Source organism: Microbacterium sp. 69-10, assembly GCF_001897945.1.
In the GTDB taxonomy this organism is placed as follows: domain Bacteria; phylum Actinomycetota; class Actinomycetes; order Actinomycetales; family Microbacteriaceae; genus Microbacterium.
This window is the reverse complement of sequence record NZ_MKRT01000024.1, coordinates 200,393-220,658: the sequence shown is the minus strand read 5'-3', so window position 1 is coordinate 220,658 and position 20,266 is coordinate 200,393. Positions and strand designations below refer to the sequence as shown.

Here is a 20,266-nt window from a genome sequence, read left to right as displayed (position 1 = left end):
GCCGATCAGGACCAGGGCGGACCAGAAGAGACGCCGCGCATGACTGCGGAACCGCGCCACCAGCAGCTCCTCCACGGGCGCGCCGGGCGGCGGCATCATCGGCCGTCCGCCGAGCGTCACGGGCTGGGTCACCCCTCCATTGTGCCCGTACGGCCCTTCGTCGGGCTCAGGGACCCAGGTGTGTCCTGATCAGGCCGGGCGCACGTGCACGACGTCGCCCGAGGCCACCGCGTGCTCGGCTCGGCCGTCGTCGACGACCAGACGGCCGTCGGATGCGAGACGCACGGCCCGTCCGGTGAGCACGCTGCCGTCGGGCAGGGACACGTCGACGTCCTGGCCGAGCGTGAGGCAGCGCGAGGTCGCGGCGTCGTGAAGTCCGGATGCCGCGGCATCCGCGTGCCGGGCGAGTGCTCCGACCCCGGCCGCCAGCCCGGTCAGGTAATCGGCGAGAAGCCGGTCGACGCCGGCCTCGACGCCGAGCGCCGCGAAAGAGGTCGCGGTCGGGACCGGGAGCTGGTCAGCGGTCATGGCCGTGTTGACACCCGTGCCGACCACGATCGCGCCTCCGGTCACCTCGGCGAGGATGCCGCAGATCTTGCGGCCGTCGACGAGCACGTCGTTGGGCCACTTCAGTCCGACCTCGTGACCGGGCAGCTGCGCGGTGACGGCGTCCGTCATCGCCACCCCAGCCGCCAGCGGGATCCAGCCCCACAGGTCGACGTCGACGGGCAGGTCGCGCAGCAGCACCGAGACGGCGAGCGCGGCGCCCGCCGGTGTGGTCCAGGTGCGGTCCAGGCGCCCGCGACCCGAGGTCTGCGTGTCGGTCAGCAGCACCGAGAGGTGCGGCCAGTCGACGGCATCCGCCGCCCGCCCGCGCAGTTCGGCGTTGGTCGAGCCGCACTCGGGCAGCACGAGCAGGCGCGAGGCGACGGCGGAGGCCCTGGTCAGGTCCATTCAGTCCTCGTCGTCCTCGTCGTCGTCGCTCACGTCGTCATCATCCGGCCCGGACTCCACGGCGTCGCGTGCGTGCCACTCGTCCCACTTCTGCATCAGCTGCTCGATGGCGCCGTGGAACTTGGCGGTGGCCGCGCCCGGCGTGGTGTCGCCGAAGTAGTGCTGCACCCAGGTGCGCAGGCGGGCGACGGCTTCGGCATCCGCGCTCACCCGCTCGACCTCGGCGAGGATGTCCTCCGCGCCCGAGACCGTGAGCCATTCGCACGCCGACAGGTATCCGGTCGTGTCGATCGATGCGCGCTCATCGGCGGGCCGCGTGATCATGAGGGGCTTGCCCGCGGCGAGCCGGTCGTAGACCATGGCCGAGATGTCGACCACGGCGACGTCGGCGGCTGCGAGCTGCCAGCCGAGGTCCGGACCGTCGTCGTAGACGTGATGCGCGGAGGGGTCGGCGGCGTTGGCCGCGGCGATCGCGTCGAGGATGCGCTGATGCGCCGCGCCGTACTCCTCGTTCACGACGCCGCTGCGGGGATGCGGGCGGTAGATGACGCGATGCCGGGGGCTGGCGAGGAGGCCACGCATGAGTGCCTCTCCGTGCGTGGCGATGGAGCCGTAGTGCGCGGACGGGCGGTCGCCCTCCCAGGTCGGCGCGTACAGGACGACGGTGCGCTCATCGGGTGTGTAGGGCAGCGTCCCGGAGTAGTGGTCGGCCTGCGGACGGCCGATCTCGATCGTGCGCCGATCGAGATCGAAGTCCCACAGCGTGCGACTGAGCCGGTCGCGGGCCGCCTGACCGGCGATCAGCGCGTAGTCGTACGCCTTGTACTGGTTCGTGGTCATGTACATCTTGTCGGACTCGCCGTGGTTGATGAACACGTGCCAGCGGCGCCCGTACCGGAACATCTGGAAGTTGCGGGTGTTCTGGTTGACGTACAGCACCACGCGGATGTCCTGCTTGGCGAGGAACTTCTCGAGGTTGCGCACGGTGGGCACGAAGGCCACCGGAAGGCCGCTCTCCTCGATCAGCTTCTCCGCACCCGTCGCGCTGCGGGAGAGCACCACCACCGGCCAGCGCTCGGCGAGCCCCTGGAGCGGGCGGTACCACTGCCGCATCTGGTACATGTTCACGGCGCCGTCGGCGAAGTACACCGCCACCCGGTAGCGGCCCGGCTCGAGCGGCTCCTGAGCGGCGAGCGTGCGACGGACCCGCTGCACGGCCGAGCGCGAGGTGAGCGCCTTCCGCAGCAGCCGATACGCCTTCTTCCCGTCAGAGACCACACCCATCCGTCCAGAATACGGGGTGGGATGCCCGCGCTCCGAGCCGGTGACAGGGCAACCTCCGAATCCGCCGAGTCGCGCCACCGCGCCGCATGACATGATCGACGGGTGCAGCACAACGACAGGACCGACTCCGACGGCGTCTCCTTCGTCATGCCCGTGCTGAACGAGATCGACTACCTGGAGCACGCGGTGCAGTCCGTGCTCGCGCAGGACGTCGACGGACCCACCGAGCTTGTCCTGGCACTCGGGCCCTCCAGCGACGGGACGACGGCGCTCGCGCAGCGCCTCGCCGACGGCGACGCCCGCATCCGCCTGGTGCAGAACCCGCATGCGCACATCCCGGTCGGCCTGAACGCCGCGATCCGAGCGAGCCGGTATCCCACGATCATCCGCGTGGACGCGCACTCCGAGCTCTCCCCCGGCTACGCGCGGCGGGCGCTGGAGACGCTGCAGCGCACCGGCGCCGCGAACGTCGGCGGTGTCATGCGCGCCGACGGCAGGACCCCGTTCCAGAGCGCGGTGGCGCGGCTGTACAACTCCCCCGTCGGACTGGGCGGCGGCGCGTACCACGGCGGCGCCCCCGAGGGCGAGGCTGAGTCCGCGTACCTCGGCGTCATGCGGCGCGAGGTGCTCGACGAGGTCGGCCTGTTCGATGAGAGCATCCGTCGCGGCGAGGACTGGGAGCTGAACCTGCGCATCCGTCAGGCCGGCCATCTGGTGTGGTTCGACCCGACGCTGTCGGTCACGTACTGGCCGCGGGAGAGCTGGTGGCGGCTGACACGTCAGTTCCGCGCCACGGGCGCCTGGCGCGGTGAACTGGTGCGCCGGTACGGGCGCAGCAACAGCCTGCGATTCTTCGCCCCGCCGGCGCTGGTGGTGCTCACCGCGCTGGCTGTGATCGTCGGCATCCTGCAGCTGACCGGCGTGCTGCACGGGCTCCCATCGCTCATCGCGAGCGCGGTCTACCTTCCCCTGGTCGCGTACGTCCTGCTGGTGCTCGCCGTCGGCCTGGGCGGCCTCGGGATCGCACGAGGACCGCGCGGGCTGCACGAGCGGCTGTGGACCCTCGCCGTTCTGCCCACGATGCACTTCGCCTGGGGTCTCGGGTTCCTCGCCGGCGTGCTCCGCGGAGCCGGGGACACGGTGGACGCCTCGCGCCTCGGATCGCAGAACACACCGCTCCCCTGACGAGCCCCATCGAGGGGCACGGAGACGCGGCGGTCGCTCAGGCGGTCAGCCAGCCCTGGTCGAGGATGCGGGAGACCACCCGATCCGCGGCTCCCCCGTCATCGAGACGATTGAACTGCGAGGTCCATGCCGCGTAGTGCTCGCGATACGCGTCAGGGCCCTCGGCATCCGCCAGCGCACGGATCAGCTCGTCCTGCGAGCGCACGAGCGGCCCCGGGGCGCGCTCGGCGAGGTCGAAGTAGAAGCCGCGCAGCTCGCCCCGGTAATGCTCCAGATCGGGCACCAGGAAGTACATCGGCCGCCCCGTCACGCTGAAGTCGAACATCACCGACGAGTAGTCGGTGATCAGGGCATCCGCGATGAGCAGCAGTCGCGAGGTCTCCGGGTAGCCGGTCACGTCGATGACACGGGACCCCGCCCGGTCGCGACCGGGCTTGAGCGTGCGCGAGTGTCCGCGCACGAGCACCACCGAGTCGGTCTTCGACGCCAGCTGCTCCGGATCGATGAAGTCCACCATCTCGGAGCGGTCGTCGCGCCAGGTGGGCGCGTACAGCAGCACGCGCTCGTCGGGTCCGATCCCGAGCGCCTCGCGCACGGGAGCGGGATCTCCGGTGACGAGCAGGTCGTTGCGCGGGTAGCCGTCCGTCCAGATCGGCTTGCCGAAGAACGCATAGGCCTTCTTCAGCACGCGCGCGGCGTAGACGTTCTGCGCCAGCAGGGCGTCCCAGCGACGGGACTCCTTCACCACGGCCGCCATCCGCCGGGGGTCGAACCCCGGCCGGTGCAGGGCGAGCCGTTTGAGAGGCGTGCCGTGCCACGTCTGCAGCACCCGCTGGCCGGGTTTGCGCACGAAGCGCCGCCGCAGCCAGTCGTTGACGATCAGCATCCGCGCGGCAGCCCTCGCCCGCCACCACTCCGGGCTGCCCTCGACGACGGCGACGGCGCCCTCGGGCACCTCCACCGACAGGTCGGTGACCGCCCAGTACCGCGTCACCGACGGCGCGCGCTCGGCGAGCACCCGATCGATGGCACGCGGGTTGCAGCCCGAGGTCTGCCCGTAGAAGCTCTCGAAGAACACCGCGTTCTCGCCGGCGCCGATCTGCGACACGTACCGCTCCTCGAGGGTGCGCTGCCCCTCGGCGGTCTCGTACACCGGATCCAGTGGCGGAGCGATCGTCACGACCGATCCGTGCGCCTCGACGCGCAGGATCGGCAGCAGCGTGGGCTCGACGGCGACCTCGGAGAGGTCCTCCCCCTCGACGGACAGCGCGTACTCGCCCGCAGGCAGCGGCAGCTCCGCGCCGCCCCAGCGCGCGGCGCGCAGCGGGAACGTCGCCTTCCAGGTCCTGCCGCCTCCGGTCACCTTCGCCGTGACCTGCGCACGCGATCCGGTCAGTGCGGCGGATGCCGGGCGCGGTCCGGTCCCCGCGACGATCAGCGTCTGCGTCTGCTCATCGATGCGAGCGGTGGTCATCGTGCTCCCTTCGGCGCGGGGATCCCCCGCGCGCGGATGGACCTGTAGACGCGGTGGGCGTTGCGCCCGTCGCGATAGGCGTGCATGTCCTCGCTGAGCGCCGCCGACCGCTCCGCACGCTCTGCGCGTACGTCGTCGTCGCCCAGCACGGCGTCGATCTGCTCGATCGCGCCGTCCCAGTCGCGAGCGTAGTCGTCGCCTGCGACATCCTCGTAGCGCCCGTAGAAGCCGCGCTCACGCGCGTAGTCGTCGACGTCCGGTGCCAGGTACACCACCGGCATGGCCAGCAGTCCCACGTCGTACGCCATCGAGGAGTAGTCCGTCACCAGCAGGTCCACCCGTGGCAGCGCGGGGGTGACGTCGGGCAACAGCTCCGAGTTGAGCATCCGGACCCGTCCGCTGGACCACGGCGGCGAGTACGAGCCCTCGCCCAGCGGATGCGAGCGGATGAACAGGATGGCGTCGTGCTGCTCCAGCATCCGCACGATCCGGACCCACTGCGCGGCATCCGGCACGGCGGGGTCGGCTGCGCCGTCGCGCCAGGTCGGCGCGTACAGCAGCACGCGCTGCTGCGGCAGGAGCGGACCGGTGCGGGTGAGCAGCGTCGTCGCCGCGGCGCGTCGCTCCCCCGGCGTTCCCGCCGACAGCACGTCGACGCGCGGCTCCCCCGTGACGACCACCCGGTCGTCGCCGAGACCGAACGCGGATTCGAGGCGGCCGCGGGAGCGGTGCGAGGCCGCAGGGAGCACGCGGATCCGCTGCGCCGCTCCACGGTAGGCGACGGTCAGCAGCCGGCGCAGCAGGGCCGCGCCGGGGAGACGCGCAGGGACCTGCGCGGTGACCGGCGAGTCCAGGCCGATGCGCTTGAGCGGGATGCCGTGCCAGAGCTGCACGACGAAGCCGTCCGTGCTGCCGTAGCGGTTGACGTCCCCCAGACCGTGGGTGACGACGATGACCTCGGCGCGGGCGGTCGCCCACCATCCGCGGATGCCGTCGCGGCGGCGCGTGCGGATGCCCAGAGCCCTGGCATCCGCCTGCTCTCGCGGCGAGCGCACCAGCCAGAGCGTGCGATGCCCCTGGGCCTGAGCCTCACGCAGCAGCGCGAGGGCGCCGTCGCCGATTCCCGCCCCGCACCCGAACACCCAGGTGCGTCCGCGCGGGACGATCAGGGTTCCTATGCGTCCCGCGGCATACAACGGCAGGCGGAGCAGTTTGGCCGCGTTGCCGGTTCCGAACGAGAAGGACGCCACCCCGCGAGCCTATCGCGGGGTGGCGTCCTGAACTGACCGTGGACTGAGGGTGCTCAGAGCTTGAGCTCGCCCAGTGTGGCCTCGGTGGTGTAGGTCTTGCCGTCGCGGACGTACGTGATCTGCACCGTGGATCCGGCGGCCTCGGCGCGCACCTGGGCGGTGAGGTCGGTGGCGCTGCCGATGGGCAGTCCGTCGAACTCCGTGATGATGTCGCCGGACTGCAGCCCGGCCTTCTCCGCCGCCCCGCCCGCGGTGGGCTTGGCGATCACGGCTCCGGCGATGGTCGCGTCCTTCAGCGAGGCCGCATCCTGCACCTGAGCACCGAGCAGGCCGTGCGTGGCGGACCCGTTCTCGATGATCTCGGTGGAGACCCGCTTGGCGATGTTCGCCGGGATGGCGAAGCCGACGCCGATGGAGCCGGGCTCACTGGACGACGACGAGGACTGGCCCGCGGTCGCGATGGCGACGTTCACGCCGATCAGGCGGCCCTGGCTGTCGACGAGCGCGCCGCCGGAGTTTCCGGGGTTGATCGCCGCGTCGGTCTGGATGACCGCGATCGAGATCGACTGCTGCGGCTGCTGGCTCTGGCTCTGGCCCGGCAGATCGAACTGGAACGGGTTGCCGTTGCCGTTGCCGCCGTCGCCGTTCTGCTGCGAGTCGGAGTTCTTCGGCACGGCCGAGGAGGCGACCTGGATGCTGCGGTTCAGCGCGCTGACGATGCCGTCGGTGACCGAGTTCGACAGGCCGAGCGGGGCGCCGACCGCGACGGCCGCGTCGCCCACGTTGAGCTTGGAGGAGTTGCCGAACTCGATGGGCTTGATGCCGGTCGCATCCTTCAGCTTGATGACCGCGAGGTCGTAGATCGGGTCGGTGCCGACGACGGTGGCCGAGTAGATGTGGCCGTCGGAGGTGGTCACCGTGATCGTCGGGTCCGCGACGGCGCCGCCGAGGGTGACGACGTGCGTGTTGGTCATGACGTAGCCGTCCTTGGACAGGATGACTCCGGATCCGCTGCCCGACTCCTGGGAGCCGGCGACGTTGATCGTCACGACCGAGGGGAGCACGTCGGCCGCGATCGCGGTGGTCTGGTTCACGGAGCCGGGGTTGTTGACCGTGACGGTCTGCGGTCCGGTCGCGGTCTGCGAGACGGGTGTGCCGTTCAGGGAGCCGCCGATCGCGCTGCCACCGAAGCCCGCCACGCCGCCCACCAGGGCCGCTGCGAGCAGGATGCCGGCGACCTTGAGTGTCGCGCCGCCCTTGCCGGGCGATGCCGCGTCGGAGGTCCCGGCCGGCGCGGCGAGCAGCGTCGGGTCGAGGGGGAGGGTCGGCTCGGTCGGGTGCGACTGCGCGTTCTGCGCGACGCCGCCGAACGCGGATCCCGTCGGGTGCGGTGCGAGGGGCGCGGGGCCGCTGTAGTGAGCCTGCGATGCGGTCTGCTGAGTCGGCTGCTGCGCCCCGTACGGTGGCTGCCAGCCCGGGGACTGCGGGGCGCCGTACGCGCCGGTGGCGGGCTGACCGGCCTGAGGCTGGTCGGCCGCGGCGGGCGCACCCGGTGCGGAGAACGGAGGGTTCGGCGGCGTCAAGCCGGCGTTCGGCATCCCGGGGTCGGGGACCTCACCGTTGGTGTTGTTGTCGTTCATGATCTGCTCCTTCCAGGCGCACCATCAGACTGACAAGCGTCCCTGTGGTTTTCATATGGCGAAGTTGGATTTCTCCTATGGTCTTAGCCTGTTCTGCATGGATGTCGTTCCCGGCGCCTGGCGGCGCACCGCAGCAGGAGCAGGTCTGCTCTCCCCACAGGGCGAAGTCGCGCCCACCATCTTCGCAGAGATGTCTGCGGCGGCGGTCCGATTCGACGCGATCAACCTCGGGCAGGGCTTCCCCGACGAGGACGGTCCGTCGGTGGTGCTGGAGGCGGCGAAGGATGCCATCGCGCACGGCGCGAACCAATACCCGCCGGGGCGCGGCATCCCGGACCTGCGGCTCGCGATCAGCGAGCACCAGCGCCGCTTCTACAGCCTGGAGGCGGACCCCGACACCGAGGTCCTCGTCACCGCCGGCGCCACCGAGGCGCTCACGGCGACCCTGCTCGCGCTGATCGACTCGCCCGAGGACGAGGTGGTCGTCTTCGAGCCGTACTACGACTCCTACGCGGCGGTCGTGGCACTGGCCGGAGCGCGCCTGCGCACGGTTCCGCTGCGGCTCCCCGACTTCCAGCCGGATCTGGATCAGCTCGCCGCCGTCGTGAACGACCGCACCCGGATCATCCTCGTGAACGACCCGCACAACCCGACCGGCGCGGTGTTCGGCCCCGAAGTGCAGGCGGAGGTCGTGCGACTGGCGAATCGGCACGACGCGGTCATCGTGACAGACGAGGTGTACGAGCACCTGTCGTTCTCGGCGCCGCACGTGCCGATCGCGACGCTGCCCGGCGCCGCCGAGCGGACGCTGACCATCTCCTCGGGCGGCAAGACGTTCTCGGCCACAGGCTGGAAGATCGGGTGGGTGCACGGTCCTGCCGAGCTGATCACCGCGGTGCTCACCGTGAAGCAGTTCCTCACCTACGTGAACGGCTCGGCCTTCCAGCCGGCGATCGCCGTCGGTCTGCGACTCCCGGACTCCTACTTCGACGACGCCCGCGCGACGCTGCTGCACAAGCACCGCATCCTCGGCGATGCGCTGCGCACGGCAGGGTTCGACGTGCACCCACCGCAGGGCGGGTACTTCACGGTCGCCGACGCCACGACGCTGGGAGGGGCGGATGCCATGGCCTTCTGCCGCGCTCTTCCGGAGCGCGCCGGAGTGGTGGCGATCCCGATCACCGCGTTCGTCGCTCCGGAGCACCACGGCGACTACGCGGGGCTGGTGCGCTTCGCCGCCTGCAAGAGGGTCGACGTGCTCGAGGAGGCCGCCCGCCGGCTCGCGGCGCTCGGCTGAGGCGCACGGCTTCCGACTGTCACACTCCGGGGGCCGACACGCCAGATTTCGGACGTTTCCCGCGAATCCGTCCGTCATCTGGCGTGTCGGCCCCCGATCTGTGTCGCGTTCCCCGCGTCAGGCGTCCGGTTCGAAGGCGACGACGCTCACGAGGTCTGCCGCGGGACCACGGCGTAGCGGCGCAGCCGCAGGACGGGATTGGTCTCACGGGTGCGTGCGATCAGCTGCGGGTCGACGGATGCCAGGGCGATGCCCTCCCCCGCGCTGACCCCGGCGACAGACACGCCCTGCGGGTCGATCACCTGCGACAGACCGACGCCGATCGGTGCGGGATGGTCGGCGGCGATCACGTACGCGGTGCTCTCGACGGCGCGCGCGGTGAGCAGGGTGCTCCAGTGATGCTCCTTGAGGGGGCCGCGCACCCATTCGGCGGGCACGATCAGGGCATCCGCTCCGGCATCGACGAGCGTGCGCGCGACCTCCGGGAAGCGCAGGTCGTAGCAGGTCATCATCCCGAACCGGATGCCACAGGCGTCGAACACCGACGCCTGGCCGAGCTCTCCGGGCTCGATCCAGTCCGACTCGGTCTGGCCGAACGCATCGTAGAGGTGCTGCTTGCGGTAGATCGCCTGCACTCCGGCATCCGACACCGCGACCAGCGTGTTGTGCACGCGGCCTGCGTCCGCGGTCTCGACCATGCCCGCGACGATGACGGCGCCGTGCTCAGCCGCGAGCCCCTGCAGGGTCTGCACGAACTCCCCGCCGACCGGCTCTGCGTTGGCAGCGAGCGAGTCGTCCATCGGGTCGACGAAGAAGCTGCTGTACTCCGGAAGCACGATCACCCGGGCGCCGCGACCCGCGGCATCCGCGACGAGTCCCGCGATGCGCGCACGATTGGACCCCCGCGATGCGGTGGGCGCGAACTGGCAGACGGCGACAAGCGGAGCGGATGCGGTCATGTGCCCATCCTCGCGCATCATCAGCGGGTGCGCTCCGGCTCGCCCTCCTCGTCGACGGCGTCGTCCGCGTCCTCCACGTCCACCCCGGCGATGTCCTCCGACTCGAGGCGGATGCCGGGGATGGCCGCCGTCTCGTCGACGAGCTCCTTCCGGACCCTCCCCGTGCCCCGGACGAACCCGAAGTACGCCGCGGCGAGCAGGGCGATCCAGATCGCCCCGACCACGAGCGCCGGACGACTGTCGGGGATGATGCCGATGAGCACGACGACGAGGGCGATGACGGCCATGGCCACGTAGTTCCCCACCGGCCAGAGCGGCGCCGGGAACTCGGAGGGCAGCTTCTTCTCGCGCGTGATCTCGGCCTTCATCCGGGCGTGGGACACGAGGATCATCAGCCAGACCAAGACCATCGCGAAGGTGGCCAGAGCCGCGATGAGGAAGAAGATCTGGTCGTGGAACCAGACGTTCAGCAGCACGCCCACCAGGAGGGCCGCGACCATGGTGAGCACGGTCATGAACGGCACGCCCACCCTGGTCGTGCGCGCGAACGCGCGGGGCGCCTGACCCTGCTCCGCCAGCCCGTGCAGCATGCGCCCTGCCGCGAAGATGTCGGCGTTGATGGCCGACAGCGCCGCCGCGATGACGACGAGGTTCAGGACGTTCGCCGCGCCGGCGAGACCCAGGCTGCTGAAGATCGAGACGAACGGACTCGCCTCGCCGTCGATGGTGTCCCACGGCTGGATCATCATGATCACGCCGAGCGCCAGCACGTAGAACAGCAGGATGCGGACCGGAACCGAGTTGATGGCGCGCGGCAGCACCTTCTTCGGATTCTCCGCCTCGCCCGCCGTGATGCCGATGACCTCGGTGCCGCCGAACGCGAACATGACGATCGTCAGCGACGCGAGCACGCCCCAGAGCCCGCGTCTGCGAGGTCTCGGTGGTGTGCACGATTCTCCTTCGAACGGACCGGCCGATCACGTGATCCGGGCTTCATCGCGAGGCCCGGACCGTGCGGATTCCTACGATGAAAACCCATCGGCGGGTCGCTCCCCGACCGGATGCGGGAATCTGCGTCTGGGATCACAGACGATCGCGGCGGTCCCTGCGCGATCGGATGCCGCAGACGCGAAGAAGGCCCGATCCTTGCGGACCGGGCCTTCTTCTCTTTGTTGCGGGGACAGGATTTGAACCTGCGACCTCCGGGTTATGAGCCCGGCGAGCTACCGAACTGCTCCACCCCGCGGCACGTCTTAAAGCCTAACACGCAGGTGAACAGGAGGCGAATCGAGCGGCCTCCCGCGCGACGGGCGGGCGTGTCGCGCGCCCGTCGACCGTGCGCTCACGCCTTGGCGGCGTCCCCCTGATGCTCCAGCTCGCAGTCCGGGCCGGGGAAGATCAGCGACTCCGCGCCGTCGTCGAACCGCACCAGATAGGGCGGTCCGCCGTCCTCCCCGCGCGTCTCCAGCACCTCGCCGTGCCGCTCCGAGTTCCCCACCCGTGCGCCATGGATCCTGATGCGCGATCCCACTTCTGCTCGCATCCCGACCACCTCCTGCAGCCTGATGCTCTCATTGTCCGCGCGTCCGCCCCGGACTGCCAGTGGCAGTCTGCAGCTGGGAGTCCTGCGGCAGAACTTCGGAGAAATGCAGAATCTCGGAGGCATCCGAGTGGATCCCTCCGAGATTCTGCACATCTCCGCAGACGCGGACTACTCCCCCGCGGTCTGACCCTCCAGCTCGAGGATCTTCTGGACCGCGGCGGTGAGCTTCTCGTCCTGGACGGCGAACTCGGAGAGGTCGCCGTCGCGCAGCGCCGCGTTCCGGGCCGCGAGCGCCGCTCCGGCATCCGCAAGCGCCTGCTTCATGGCATCCGACGAGGTGGGAGGAGTGGTACCGCCCTGATCCGGCGGCGTGGTGCCGCCGTCCCCAGGATTCGGGGTCACGCCCTCGTCGCCGCCCGGCGCACCGGCGTCGCCGCCGAACAGCGCGTCGAGCGCCTCGGTCAAGGTGTCCTCGAACGCGACCCGGTCACCGAAGGCGACGAGGATCTTGCGCAGCGTGGGCAGCTTGGTGCCCTCGGACGACTGCACGAACACCGGCTGCACGTACAGCAGACCGCCACCGACCGGCAGAGTCAGCAGGTTGCCGTACTTCACCTCCGACTTGCCGATCGTGAGCACGTTCAGCTTCTCGGCCACGCTGGCGTTCGAGTCGAACGTGTTCTGCACCTGACCGGGGCCCGGCACGGTGGTGGAGGTGTCGATCTCCAGCATCCGAAGCTTGCCGTAGTCTTTCGCCTTCACGCCCGCCTTGTCGCCGGCATCCGAGTCGACCGCCAGGTAGCCCATCAGCACCTGCCGGCTGTCGCCGGCGCCGTCGGCGGGGATGAACGTCGAGAACATCGAGAACCGCGGCTCGTCCTGACCCGGCATCTTCATGGACAGGTAGTACGGCGGCTGCAGCTGACCCTTCTCCCGGGGGTCCTCCGGCGTCTGCCAGCGGTTGTCCTCCTGCGCGAAGGAGCCGGCATCGTCGATGTGGTAGACGCCGAGGATGTCGCGCTGCACCTTGAACAGGTCGGTCGGGTACCGCACGTGGCTGATCAGGTCGGCCGACATGTCGCTGATCGGCTTGACGGTGGCCGGGTAGATCTTCTCCCAGGCCTTCAGGACCGGGTCCTGGTCGTCCCAGGCGTACAGCTTGACCGAGCCGTCGTAGGCGTCCACGGTGGCCTTGACCGAGTTGCGGATGTAGTTGATGTTGTCGAACGCGACCGCGGAGGCCGGCGTCTTCGAGTCCGCGATGGCGTCCTGCATGCTGACCGTCTTGGAGTACGGGTACGACGCGCTGGTGGTGAAGCCGTCGACGATCCACACGATGTGGCCGTCCACGACGCTCGGGTACGGGTCGTGGTCCAGCGTCAGGTACGGGGCGACCTTCTTCACGCGCGTGAGCGGGTCGCGGTCGTACAGGATCTGCGAGTCGGAGTTGACCAGGTTCGAGAACAGGATCTGCTCGGACTGGAACTTCAGCGCGTACAGCAGCTTGGTGAACGTGTTGCCGATCCGCGGTCCGCCGTTGCCGGTGAACGTGGTCTTGGTGTCGCGGCTCTCGCTGTCCTGACCGCGCGGGTAGTCGATCTCGACGGGCTTGGTGCCCTCCGGCGCGCCCACGATCGAGTACTCCGGCGAGGTCTCGCCGAAGTACACGCGCGGCTCGAAGTGCTCGCTGTCGGTCAGGAAGCCCGAGGTGGGGATGCCCTGCTCCAGGAAGACCGGGTCGCCGTCCGAGGTGCGCTCGTTGCCCGCCATGGCGACCAGGCCGTAGCCGTGCGTGTACACCGCGGCGCGGTTGTTCCAGCTGTCTCCGCCGCCGAGCTTGTTCATGTCGAGGTCGCGGACCGAGACGACGGTGTCCTGCTTCTTCCCGTCGATCGTGTAGCGGTCGACGTCCATGTCGGTGGCGAACTGGTAGTACGAGCGGTACTGCTCGAGCTGGCGGACGGTCGGGCCGATGACGGCCGGGTCCATGATGCGGATGGATGCCGTGGTGTCGGCATCCGCGCGCAGCTGACCGGCCGTGGTGTCGGTGGTCGCCTTGAACGGAGTGACCTCCATGTCCGCGACGCCGAACGCCTCCTTGGTGGCGTTGATGTTCCGCTCGTAGTACTGCGCCTGATAGCTGTTCTCGTTCGGCTTCACCTGGAAGGTGGTGACCACCCACGGGTAGCCCATGCCCACCACCAGCGAGGCGACGATCAGCAGCGCGGTGGCGGCCAGTGGGAAGCGCCAGCGGCCGATCACGGCGGTGATGAGGAACAGCACGGCGACGACGGCGGCGATGATCGACAGGATCGCGAGTCCGGGGATCGTGGCGTTCACTCCGGTGTATCCCGCACCGGTGATGCGGCCCTCCGGCTGCACCAGCGTGAGGTAGCGGTCCAGCCACAGACTCACGGCCTGCACGGCCAGGTAGAGGCCGGCGAGCACCGCGAGCTGGATGCGCGCGGGCTTGGAGATGCGCAGCTCGCGCTGGCCGATGCGCACCGAGCCGTACAGGTAGGACACCAGCGCGGTGATCACCAGGCACAGCAGCAGCACGGCCGAGACGAACGCCAGCAGCATCGAGTAGAACGGCATCGCGAAGAGGTAGAAGCCCGTGTCCAGCTGGAACTCCGGGTCCAGCGTCTTGGTGCTGACGCCGTTGGCCCACAGCCACACGGTCTTCCAGTTGCCGGCGGCGGCGAAGCCCGCGAAGATGCCGAAGAACACCGGCATCCCCCACATCGCCAGCCGGCGCAGCGGCTCGATGACCTCCTGGTAGCGGTCCAGCTGCGAGCTCAGCCGCACGTACACCGGACGGAGCCGGTAGGCGAGCTGGATGCACAGGAAGATCGGCAGCGCCATCCCGAGGAAGCCGAGCCCGAACATCGAGACCGTGGCGATCCACTGCGTGGTCAGGACGTTCGTGAACTTCAGCTGGTCGAACCAGAGGTACTCGGTGTACAGCGACGCGAAGATGAAGAACGCGGCGATCAGGGCGACGATGATCGCCACCGAGACGGCGAGGATCCGGCGCGAGGCGCTGCGTGTGGCCGGCGGGAGGGATGAGGAGGTGGTCACCGTCCCATCCTAAGCAGGGCACCTATGACAGCACCCCGGGTTCCGCCCAGGGCGAAGACATCACTTGGCGGATGCGGTGCAGACCGGCAGCTTCGAGGTGTCGCCGTGGTCGGCGATGACCTCGAGGATGTCGAGAGAGTCCTGCAGCGTGGCCGTCTTGAACACCTTCAACCCGTCCGGGATGTGGCCGACCACCTCGTCGCAGTTGCTCTCCGGGGCGAGGAACACCGTCGCACCGGCATCGCGGGCGCCGAACAGCTTCTGACGGATGCCGCCGATGGGCCCGACATCCCCTGCGGCGTCGATCGTGCCGGTGCCGGCCACGTTCACGCCGCCGTTGAGCTCGCCGGGAGTGAGCGTGTCGATGATCCCGAGCGCGAACATCATGCCCGCACTGGGACCGCCCACGTTGTCGAGCTGCAGTTTGACGTCGACGGGGAAGGTGTAGTCGGTCGTGAGGGTGATCCCGATCAGCCAGGTGGTGGCGCCACTGGCATCCTTCGTCTTCTTCGGGGTGATCGCGACGGTGTCGGTCTCGCTCCCCCGCTTCACGCTGAGCGTGACCTCGGAGCCCTTCGCCTTCTGGATCGTGTCGCGCAGCAGGGTGGCCGAGTTCACGTCGACCCCGTCGATCGCGAGGATTCGGTCGCCGTCCTTCAGCAGACCCTCCGCAGGCGAGTCCTTGAGCACGCTGACGACCTCGACCTGCGCGCCGACGTCGTAGCCCAGCTCTGTGAGGGCCGCCGCGGTCGCCTCGTGCTGGGAGTCGACCATCAGCGCGGCGTTCTGCTGATCGCGCTGCTCGCTGGTCACGCCCTCCGGGAAGACGGCGTCGATCGGCACGACGGCCCGCGACGGGTCGAACCAGGCCAGCGCCAGCTCGAACCACGTGGGCGTCCGCTGCCGGTTGCCGATGACCTGCACCGTGGTGAGGTCGAGCGTGCCGCCGGTCGGGTACGTCTTGGCGTCCTTCACCTCGATGAGCGGGACCGAGGCGCCGTCGCTGCCCTTGGCCGTGCCGAGCGTGTCGAAGACCGGGCCGGGCCGCTGGATCACGTACTGGGTCGGGATGAAGGTCAGTCCGACCAGCGCGACCAACGAGATGCTCAGTGCGACGACGCCGACGATCGTGCCATTGCTGCGGCGTGATGACACGTGACCTCCGGGCGTTCGCGAGCGGCGTACAGATATCCCCGCTGCCAGGGCTGGAGCACAGGATCGTGTGACTAGCGTAGAGCGCACACGCTACGCGCATGCTGAGAGGGCCATTCGCATGACAGACGACGACCGCGATCCGTCCGACTTCGAGGAGATGCTGCGCCGCATGATGTCCGGCGGGCAGATCGACCCGGAGGAGCTCCGCGAGGCGCTCTCGAACATGCAGGGCATGCCGATCGATCCCTCCCAGATGCAGGGCTTCATGTCGCAGATGCAGGGCATGTTCGCGGGCGACCCGTGGCAGAACGCCGAGCGGGCCGCGCTGCACATCGCCAACCAGGACGGTCTCGGCATCACCGCAGGCTCACAGTCGTCGCTGGCGGATGCCTTCGGGTTGGCGAACCTGTGGCTCAGCGAGGCCACCACGATCTCGGAGCTGTCCACGACCCCGCAAGCGATGACCCGCGGCGACTGGGTGCAGAAGACCCTGCCGGTGTGGAAGGAGATCGCCACGCCCGTGTCGACCTCGATCGCCGACGCCCTCATGGACGCGCTGCAGACGCAGGTGCCCGAGGAGATGCAGGGCATGGTGCAGGGCGCAGGCCAGCTGATGCGCGGGCTGGGCGGCTCGCTGTTCGCCACCCAGTTCGGGCAGGTGCTGGGCCGGCTGTCGCTCGAGGTCGTCTCGGGCGGAGACGTGGGGATCCCGGTGCTGCCCGCCGGAACGGCTGCTGTCATCCCGCAGAACATCGCCGCGTTCGGCGAGGGGCTGGAGATCCCCGAGGACCAGATCGCCCTGTACCTCGCGGTGCGCGAGCTGGCCTACGCGCGGCTGTACCGGCACGCCAAGTGGCTGCACCTGCACGTGCTCTCGCAGATCACCGACTTCGCCCGCGGCGTGACGGTCGACATCGACGCCCTGGAGGACCTCGCCTCCCGGCTGGACCCCTCGAATCCTGAGGAGCTGCGCGCGGCGATCGAGGGCGGCGCCCTGCTGCCGGCTCAGACGGATGCTCAGCGCGAGGCGCTCACGCGCCTGGAGAACCTCATCGCCACGATCGACGGCTGGGTCGACGTGGTCACCGGCCAGGCCATCGCACGGCTCCCCGACGGCGCCCGTCTCGCCGAGGCGGCTCGCCGGCGTCGCGCAGTCGGCGGCCCCGCCGAGGATGCGCTGGGTGCGCTGGTCGGCCTGAAACTGCGTCCGCGACGACTGCGCGAGGCGTCCGCTATGTGGAAGGCGGTGACGGATGCCGTGGGCGTCGCCGCCCGCGATTCGCTGTGGGACTACCCCGACCTCATGCCGTCCTCGGAGGACATCGACGACCCGACGGCGCTGATCGAGCGACTGCAGGCGCTGCAGCGCGGCGAGGCACCCGCGGCCGACGAGTTCGACGAGGCGCTCGCGCGCCTGCTGGACGGCGACGACTTCGGCCGTGCCCCCGGCGAGAACGGCGAGGACCCCGGGGAACCTGAGGGCGATGCCGCTGGACCGGACGGTTCCGCTGACGGAGACGGTCCGGACGACGGTGACGGTCGCGGCCCGGCGTCCGACGACCGTCCCGAGGGCGACCGCCCGGTCTGAGTCCCCGCACCCGGACCACTCTCCCTCCACAGCCGGCCGGTCCCGCGGATCCGTCCACAGATCGTCCGGACACGGCCCGCGGATGCCGCGGATTGCCCACAATCGGGGGTATGAGCCCGCGACCGGATCCCGCGATCACCCGACTCGATGCGCGCTACCCGGTGCTGTGGCGGGACGAGCGCACCGTGCAGTTCGGGCTGGAGGGCGTGGTCTCGATCGACGTCGACGAGCCCTGGGTGGAACCGCTGCTGCTGCGTCTCCAGGCCGGCATCCGCCCGGCGTCCTTCGATGTAGTGGCGCACGGAGTCGGGGCTCCCCGCGTCGCCGCGCGCGAGCTGCTCGCCCGGCTCCGGCCAGTACTGGTGAGCGACCCGACACCCGCACCGCCCGTGAGCATCGAGGGCGTCAACCTGTCGGACGGCCGCGCCCTGGAGCGGATGCGGCAGGCGATCGAGGACGAGGGCATCGCCGTGGCGGATGCCGACGCCCCCGATGCCGTCGCACTCGTCCTGATCGAGGGCGCCGCGGCGGCACTGCAGCTCGCGCCCTACCTGCGCGAGGATCGATCGCATCTGCCCGTCGCGTTCGAACGGGAGGCCGCCGTGATCGGTCCGCTCGTCGTCCCCGGCCGCACGCCATGCCTGTCCTGCCGTGATGAGCACGAGACCCGGCGCGACCCGGCCTGGCCGATGCTGCACGCGCAGCTTGTCGGCCGCTCGGTGTCGGTCTCCGCAGCGCGGATCGCCGTCGCGGCGAGGCTGGCGGCGCGCGTGCTGCGCACACCGGTGGAGCAGGCCGGGCTGACGGTGCGGGTCAGTCCCGACGGGCGGCTCGCCTGGCGCTCGGTGCGCCATCACGCAGGATGCCCGTGCCTCGAGACGTCGTCCCGATCTCCGCGAGGAACCGCGACGGCGCCCGCTCCCCTCGTCCCGCGCTGCGAGACCACGAGATCGCGAGGGTACGCGCGGCCCGCGTGATGCCGACGTAGGCCAGGCGGCGCTCCTCGTCGACCGCCTCGAACGTCGAGGCGTAGGAGATCGGCAGAGCGCCCTCGGCCCAGCCCGCCAGCAGCACGTGCGGCCACTCCAGGCCCTTCGCGGCGTGCAGGGTCGACAGCGTCACGGTGTGCAGGGTCGGCTCGTGCTGGTCCTTCGCCCGCGCCATCAGCTCGTCGGCGAACACCCGCAGCGTGGTGCCCTTCGGGGCCTCCTCGGCGAGGCGGAGGATCGCCCGGCGCGCCTCCCACCCGTCCCGCTGCGCGCCGCCGGCCGCCGGCGGCTCGTCGGTGAGTCCCAGGCCGCGCAGCACGTCGCGCACGGTGGGCAGGAACCCGGCATCCGTGGGTGCGACGGCCGCGCCCCGCAGACCGAGCACCGCCTGACGCACCTCGGGCATGTCGAAGAAGCGCGTTCCTCCGAGCACGCTCGTGGCGATGCCGCGGGCGGCGAGCGCCTGCTGCAGCACGGCGGACTGCACGTGCGCGCGGTACAGCACGGCGATGTCGGAGGGCGAGACGCCGGAGGCGATGCGATCGGCGATGGCCGACGCGATGCCGTCTGCCTCCTCGCGCTCGCTGTCGTAGGCCGTCACGGTGGGCGTCTCCGCACGCGCGTCCTTCCGCGCGGGCACGAGGGCGAGCGCTCCAGGACGTCCGTGCATGAGCGCGTTCGCCGCGGCGAGAATGGGCGCCTGGGAGCGGTAGTTGGTCTCCAGACGAACGACGGTGGCGTCCGGATGGCGCTTCTCGAACTCCAGCAGGTAGCGCTGCTGGGCTCCCGCGAAGGAGTAGATCGTCTGGCTCGCATCACCGACGACGCAGATGTCGCGGCGATCGCCGAGCCAGAGCTCCAGCAGCCGGTTCTGCAGCGGCGAGACGTCCTGGTACTCGTCGACCGTGAAGTGCCGGTACTGCTCGTGCACGGCCGCTGCGACGCGGGGCTCGGTCTCGAGCATGCCCGCGCACGCGAGCAGCACGTCCTCGAAGTCGAGCTGGCGGCGGTCGTCCTTGAGCTGCTCGTAGGCGGCTTGCAGCTCGAGCAGCTGCTCCGGGCGGATGCCGGTGATGGGCCGTCCCTGCTGCGCGTACTGCTCGATGGAGAGCATCGAAACCTTGCGCCACTCGATCTCGGAGGCGATGTCGCGCAGGGTCGCGGTGCTCGGACGCAGGCGCATGGCATCGGCCGCCTGACCCAGCATCCGCACCTTGTTGTCGATGATCGAGGGCGCGGTGTCGCCGGTGAGGGTCGGCCAGAAGAAGTTCAGCTGCGCGAGAGCGGCGCTGTGGAACGTGCGAGCCGAGACGCCGCCGACGCCGAGCGCGCGGAGCCGTCCGCGCAGCTCTCCTGCGGCCTTCGCGGTGAAGGTCACGGCCATGACGCGCGACGGCGAGTACGCCCCCGTGTCGACGCCGTGCGCGATGCGGTGCGTGATCACCCGGGTCTTCCCGGTGCCGGCGCCGGCGAGCACGGCGACGGGTCCGCGCAGCACGGACGCCGCCTCCCGCTGCCGTTCGTCGAGAGCGTCGAGCGCGCTCACGCGGGTGATTCCTGGGCGAGCGGAGCGCTGCGCCCGCCCCGTACGGCGGTTCCCGATGGCTCCTGATACCAGTGCTCGATGAGCCTGCGAGCGATCGAGGCCGGGCCGGGGAGCCCGACCGGGCCGTCGCCGGCGAGGGCGCTGCCGATCTCGTCGCGGGTGAGCCAGCGCACCTCGGTGATCTCCTCGCCGTCCGGCGCCGTGCTCTCATCGACGGCGACCGCGCGGAAGCCCAGCATCAGGGATCGCGGGTAGGGCCACGCCTGCGAGGAGACGTACCGGATGTCGCGGACGCGCACTCCGGCCTCCTCGAAGAGCTCG

15 protein-coding genes, 1 tRNA gene and 1 pseudogene are annotated in these 20,266 nt (G+C 70.3%); 3 read left to right on the top strand and 14 right to left on the bottom strand.

The window, feature by feature from the left end:
* From BGN97_RS18510 to BGN97_RS12105, 3 genes and pseudogenes are all read right to left on the bottom strand, one after another.
* A pseudogene (locus BGN97_RS18510) lies at positions 1 to 96 on the bottom strand (PH domain-containing protein); the annotation flags it as partial.
* A gap of 93 nt (positions 97 to 189) precedes the next feature.
* Positions 190 to 954, bottom strand: coding sequence for a biotin--[acetyl-CoA-carboxylase] ligase (locus tag BGN97_RS12110; protein WP_292701779.1), 765 nt, complete (start codon positions 952 to 954; stop codon positions 190 to 192).
* Positions 955 to 2,238 carry a CDP-glycerol glycerophosphotransferase family protein gene (locus tag BGN97_RS12105; protein WP_292701775.1) on the bottom strand — a complete coding sequence of 428 codons (1,284 nt, stop codon included), beginning with the start codon at positions 2,236 to 2,238 and terminating at the stop codon, positions 955 to 957. It lies immediately after the preceding gene.
* 147 nt (positions 2,239 to 2,385) lie between these two features.
* Between BGN97_RS12105 and BGN97_RS12100 the strand changes: the two genes are divergently transcribed.
* Positions 2,386 to 3,423, top strand: coding sequence for a glycosyltransferase (locus BGN97_RS12100; RefSeq protein ID WP_292702188.1), 1,038 nt, complete (start codon positions 2,386 to 2,388; stop codon positions 3,421 to 3,423).
* 37 nt (positions 3,424 to 3,460) lie between these two features.
* Here BGN97_RS12100 and BGN97_RS12095 read toward each other — a convergent pair whose 3' ends face one another.
* From BGN97_RS12095 to BGN97_RS12085, 3 genes are read right to left on the bottom strand one after another with little or no spacing between them, the layout of a single operon-like run.
* Positions 3,461 to 4,897, bottom strand: coding sequence for a CDP-glycerol glycerophosphotransferase family protein (locus BGN97_RS12095; protein WP_292701772.1), 1,437 nt, complete (start codon positions 4,895 to 4,897; stop codon positions 3,461 to 3,463).
* Positions 4,894 to 6,147 (bottom strand): CDP-glycerol glycerophosphotransferase family protein, encoded by a 1,254-nt coding sequence (locus tag BGN97_RS12090; RefSeq protein WP_292701770.1) that lies wholly within the window; start codon positions 6,145 to 6,147, stop codon positions 4,894 to 4,896. The genes BGN97_RS12095 and BGN97_RS12090 overlap by 4 nt, the downstream gene beginning before the upstream one ends.
* Positions 6,148 to 6,200: 53 nt before the next feature.
* Positions 6,201 to 7,787 carry a trypsin-like peptidase domain-containing protein gene (locus tag BGN97_RS12085; protein ID WP_292701768.1) on the bottom strand — a complete coding sequence of 529 codons (1,587 nt, stop codon included), beginning with the start codon at positions 7,785 to 7,787 and terminating at the stop codon, positions 6,201 to 6,203.
* Positions 7,788 to 7,884: 97 nt separating this feature from the next.
* On the opposite strand from BGN97_RS12085, the gene BGN97_RS12080 reads away from it, so the two are divergent.
* Positions 7,885 to 9,084 (top strand): aminotransferase class I/II-fold pyridoxal phosphate-dependent enzyme, encoded by a 1,200-nt coding sequence (locus BGN97_RS12080; protein WP_292701767.1) that lies wholly within the window; start codon positions 7,885 to 7,887, stop codon positions 9,082 to 9,084.
* A gap of 146 nt (positions 9,085 to 9,230) precedes the next feature.
* Here the strand turns inward: BGN97_RS12080 and BGN97_RS12075 are convergent, their stop codons facing one another.
* From BGN97_RS12075 to BGN97_RS12050, 6 genes are all read right to left on the bottom strand, one after another.
* Positions 9,231 to 10,043: a carbon-nitrogen hydrolase family protein gene (locus BGN97_RS12075; RefSeq protein ID WP_292701765.1), complete on the bottom strand. Its 813-nt coding sequence runs from the start codon at positions 10,041 to 10,043 to the stop codon at positions 9,231 to 9,233.
* Between the two features lie 20 nt (positions 10,044 to 10,063).
* Positions 10,064 to 10,954, bottom strand: coding sequence for an amino acid permease (locus BGN97_RS12070; protein WP_292701763.1), 891 nt, complete (start codon positions 10,952 to 10,954; stop codon positions 10,064 to 10,066).
* 261 nt (positions 10,955 to 11,215) lie between these two features.
* A tRNA-Met gene (locus tag BGN97_RS12065) sits at positions 11,216 to 11,289 on the bottom strand.
* Between the two features lie 96 nt (positions 11,290 to 11,385).
* Positions 11,386 to 11,586, bottom strand: coding sequence for a DUF1918 domain-containing protein (locus tag BGN97_RS12060; RefSeq protein WP_292701761.1), 201 nt, complete (start codon positions 11,584 to 11,586; stop codon positions 11,386 to 11,388).
* Between the two features lie 168 nt (positions 11,587 to 11,754).
* Positions 11,755 to 14,667, bottom strand: coding sequence for a UPF0182 family protein (locus BGN97_RS12055; RefSeq protein WP_292701758.1), 2,913 nt, complete (start codon positions 14,665 to 14,667; stop codon positions 11,755 to 11,757).
* Between the two features lie 60 nt (positions 14,668 to 14,727).
* On the bottom strand, positions 14,728 to 15,822 hold the full coding sequence (locus BGN97_RS12050; RefSeq protein ID WP_292701755.1) for a PDZ domain-containing protein: 1,095 nt from the start codon (positions 15,820 to 15,822) through the stop codon (positions 14,728 to 14,730).
* Positions 15,823 to 15,940: 118 nt separating this feature from the next.
* On the opposite strand from BGN97_RS12050, the gene BGN97_RS12045 reads away from it, so the two are divergent.
* Positions 15,941 to 17,410 carry a zinc-dependent metalloprotease gene (locus BGN97_RS12045; protein WP_292701753.1) on the top strand — a complete coding sequence of 490 codons (1,470 nt, stop codon included), beginning with the start codon at positions 15,941 to 15,943 and terminating at the stop codon, positions 17,408 to 17,410.
* 813 nt (positions 17,411 to 18,223) lie between these two features.
* Here the strand turns inward: BGN97_RS12045 and BGN97_RS12040 are convergent.
* Together BGN97_RS12040 and BGN97_RS12035 are read right to left on the bottom strand one after the other, a co-directional pair.
* Complete coding sequence (locus BGN97_RS12040; protein WP_292701750.1) at positions 18,224 to 19,945, bottom strand: ATP-dependent helicase; 1,722 nt, start codon at positions 19,943 to 19,945, stop codon at positions 18,224 to 18,226.
* A partial coding sequence (locus tag BGN97_RS12035; protein WP_292701748.1) for an NAD(+) diphosphatase occupies positions 19,942 to 20,266 on the bottom strand: 325 nt, incomplete at its 5' end. The genes BGN97_RS12035 and BGN97_RS12040, both read right to left, overlap by 4 nt.

Excerpts from the sequence above, each read along its gene's own strand:
- BGN97_RS12095 (WP_292701772.1), bottom strand. The coding sequence starts at position 4,897 with ATGACCACCGCTCGCATCGATGAGCAGACGCAGACGCTGATCGTCGCG.
- BGN97_RS12045 (WP_292701753.1), top strand. The coding sequence starts at position 15,941 with ATGACAGACGACGACCGCGATCCGTCCGACTTCGAGGAGATGCTGCGC.
- BGN97_RS12080 (WP_292701767.1), top strand. The coding sequence starts at position 7,885 with ATGGATGTCGTTCCCGGCGCCTGGCGGCGCACCGCAGCAGGAGCAGGT.
- BGN97_RS12085 (WP_292701768.1), bottom strand. The coding sequence starts at position 7,787 with ATGAACGACAACAACACCAACGGTGAGGTCCCCGACCCCGGGATGCCG.
- BGN97_RS12105 (WP_292701775.1), bottom strand. The coding sequence starts at position 2,238 with ATGGGTGTGGTCTCTGACGGGAAGAAGGCGTATCGGCTGCTGCGGAAG.
- BGN97_RS12060 (WP_292701761.1), bottom strand. The coding sequence starts at position 11,586 with ATGCGAGCAGAAGTGGGATCGCGCATCAGGATCCATGGCGCACGGGTG.
- BGN97_RS12075 (WP_292701765.1), bottom strand. The coding sequence starts at position 10,043 with ATGACCGCATCCGCTCCGCTTGTCGCCGTCTGCCAGTTCGCGCCCACC.
- BGN97_RS12100 (WP_292702188.1), top strand. The coding sequence starts at position 2,386 with ATGCCCGTGCTGAACGAGATCGACTACCTGGAGCACGCGGTGCAGTCC.
- BGN97_RS12110 (WP_292701779.1), bottom strand. The coding sequence starts at position 954 with ATGGACCTGACCAGGGCCTCCGCCGTCGCCTCGCGCCTGCTCGTGCTG.